Source organism: Zhongshania sp. (genome assembly GCF_041584495.1).
In the GTDB taxonomy this organism is placed as follows: domain Bacteria; phylum Pseudomonadota; class Gammaproteobacteria; order Pseudomonadales; family Spongiibacteraceae; genus Spongiibacter.
Genome location: NZ_JBFHDY010000222.1, coordinates 1 through 2,836, shown reverse-complemented (window position 1 = coordinate 2,836; position 2,836 = coordinate 1). Strand labels below are relative to the sequence as shown.

The following is a 2,836-nucleotide window of genomic DNA, read 5'->3' as shown; positions in this document are numbered from 1 at the left end:
TGTTCGGCGACAATTAGGATGACCGGTTGACGACAACTATCTTGGCCGGTTGGGTGTAACGTTCGGTACTTTGATTTTCCCTTGGAGAACAGCGTGCCGGGATTACATATCACCCAACGACAAGAGGAGCTGTATATGCAGCATCGACAACGTGGTATCACCCAAGAAACCGCAGCCGCGAAGACAAATATTTCCGTTCGTTCAGGCCGTAGAATCGAGAAAGACCCAATCCACCACCCACCTGAGCGTCACTGGCGCACCCGCGAAGATCCGCTGGAGGCCGTCTGGGAGCGTGAGCTTGTGGTGTTACTCGAACGCGAGCCGAGCCTCACTGGACTGACGCTATTGGAGTATTTGCAAGAGCACTACCCCGAGCACTACGATCAACGTGTATTGAGAACGCTGCAACGACGGGTCAAGCAATGGCGTGCGCTGTGCGGCCCCGACAAAGAGGTAATGTTTCGCCAGCAAGCGGTGATCGGGCAACAAGGGTTTTCCGATTTCACCCACCCCGATGACGCGGTTACCCTTGCGGGTCAGGCCTTTCCCCACTTGCTCTATCAGTTTCGTCTTGCTTATAGCGGCTGGCGCTCAGTCACGATAGTGCAAGGCGGCGAAAGCTACGCCGCGTTAGCCTGTGGTTTACAGCGCGCACTGCAGCAAGCTGGTGGCAGCCCGGTTGAGCATCGCACCGACAGCCTCAGCGCAGCACGCAACAATACCCAGAATATATGGACAGATGCGTACCGCGATTTGTGTGATCATTATCGCATGCAGCCCACCCGCAATAACCCTGGCCAGTCGCATGAAAACGGTGTAGTAGAATGCGCCAACGGTTCGTTGAAACATCGTTTGTCACAACAATTCAAGCTGCGTGGCAATCACGATTTTGAGTGCATTGAAGCGTACCAATACTGGATCGACAAAACTGTAGCCAAGCTCAATCAGCGGGTTCGGTCGCGGTTTGCCGATGAACAAGCTGCACTGAGTCCACTGCCAGATCAACCCTCTGTTGACTATCAAATTTTGTCAGTTCGGGTCACTCGCTCTGCTACGATTGAGGTTCGGCGGGTGGTTTACTCAGTACCCTCACGACTCGTCGGCGAGCGTCTGCAACTACGCTTGCATCACGACAAGCTCATGCTCTATGTCGGACAAACCTACGCGCTCACTTTGCCGCGTGTTTATCCAAAACCGGGCGAGCAGCGTGCACGCCGCATTGATTACAAACATGTGATTCGGGCTTTAGCATCCAAGCCTCAAGCCTTCCGCTACTCAAGCTTACGAGACGATTTGCTGCCTAACGAGGCATACCGGCAGTTGTGGAGATGTGCGGATCAACACTTGGAAAAACGCGAAGCGTGTAAATGGATGGTAACCGTTTTGCGCCTCGCCTTTGAATACGATTGTGAAACTGATTTGGGTGAGGGTTTACTGGCCGGCGCCTTGCTTGGCGAGTTCCCATCCATCCTCGCGATTCAAGACCGGTTCCTGAGTCACCAGACACAAGAGGCTGAGACGAGGCAACCGGTACAGCATTCACTGAAGGCATACGATGAGCTGCTGTGGGCCAACCCCGGCAATACGTTTGAGGCGGTGTACTCATGAGCGACTCCGTACTGTTATTGCTTAAAGAATTGCGCCTACCGGGCTTCGCCCGGCATTACAAAACGCTGTGGCAAACGGCAGCGGATAGCGGCTGGTCTCACGTTGATTACCTGCTTGCGCTGTGTGAATATGAAATGGCGGATCGGCTCCAACGCCGTATACAAAAGTGGCGTCGAGAATCTCAGTTAACGACGACAAAGACGTTTGCCACGCTCGATAGAAAACCATTTAGCGGCCAAAATCAGCGCAGCATCGCTAAGCTTGAGCAAGACGTAGAGTGGGCGCGCCGGAGTGACAACGTACTGCTAATTGGCCCGAGCGGCACCGGTAAAACACACCTTGCCAGCGCCTTGGGGCATGCACTAATCGAACAGGGCATTCGCTGTAAATGCTTCCCAGCAATCGCCCTAGTGCAGCATCTCCAGCAAGCCAAGCGCGATCTTGACCTCATGACCGCGATGACGCGACTGGATAAATACCCGGTCATTATCATTGACGATATTGGCTACGTGAAAAAGACGGATGCAGAAACAAATGTGCTGTTTGAATTTATCGCGCACCGATACGAAAGCGGCACGTTAATTGTGACGGCCAACCAACCCTTTAGCGCTTGGGGCAGCATATTCACAGACGGAATGATGACCGTTGCCGCCATTGACCGCCTGATTCATCATGCGACCATCATTGAACTTGAGGGCGAAAGTTATCGTAAGCAACAATATGTTGAAAAGGCTAAATCAGAAGTGAAAAGAGAAACCACCTAACCGGCCATCATAGTTGTCGCCGACCGGCCAAGATAGTTGACGCCAGACAACAGGCTGCGTCGCATGAGCCCGATATTTAGTGAGAGACGCTCCTCGCGTCCTAAATAAAAAAACCCCGTCCAGCATAGGCGGAACGGGGTGTCAGTGTGGCCCACGACTGCAGGGAGTGCTGTGGCATTTATTTAGAAGCCTAGCGATGGCCCAGCCCGCGAGCGTTAGCGAGTGCTTTGGCTGTGACCTACGTAGGGCATCGCCTGGTGGAGCGCACTTCCAGTAACCCATAAAAAAACCCGAGACTCTAATGAATCTCGGGTTTTAAATTAAAGCCTGGCGATGACCTACTCTCGCATGGGGAAACCCCAAACTACCATCGGCGATGACACGTTTCACTTCTGAGTTCGGGATGGGATCAGGTGGTACCATGTCTCTATGGTCGCCAGGCAAACTGGCTTGAAGAGCGAAGC

Annotated in this window: 2 protein-coding genes and 1 rRNA gene; 2 read left to right on the top strand and 1 reads right to left on the bottom strand. The window is 53.2% G+C overall.

Annotation, left to right across the window (positions count from 1 at the left end):
- The first annotated feature begins 93 nt into the window (after positions 1-93).
- The gene (gene istA, locus ABYP33_RS18365; protein ID WP_373092713.1) at positions 94-1,608 is read left to right on the top strand and encodes an IS21 family transposase; all 1,515 of its coding nucleotides are present in this window, start codon (positions 94-96) and stop codon (positions 1,606-1,608) included.
- Entirely contained in the window at positions 1,605-2,372 is a 768-nt protein-coding gene (gene istB, locus ABYP33_RS18360) for an IS21-like element helper ATPase IstB (protein WP_373092712.1), read from the top strand. The genes istA and istB overlap by 4 nt, the downstream gene beginning before the upstream one ends.
- A gap of 325 nt (positions 2,373-2,697) precedes the next feature.
- Here istB and rrf read toward each other — a convergent pair.
- Positions 2,698-2,813 (bottom strand): 5S ribosomal RNA (gene rrf, locus ABYP33_RS18355).
- Positions 2,814-2,836 lie beyond the last annotated feature (23 nt).

Excerpts from the sequence above, each read along its gene's own strand:
- istB (WP_373092712.1), top strand. The coding sequence starts at position 1,605 with ATGAGCGACTCCGTACTGTTATTGCTTAAAGAATTGCGCCTACCGGGC.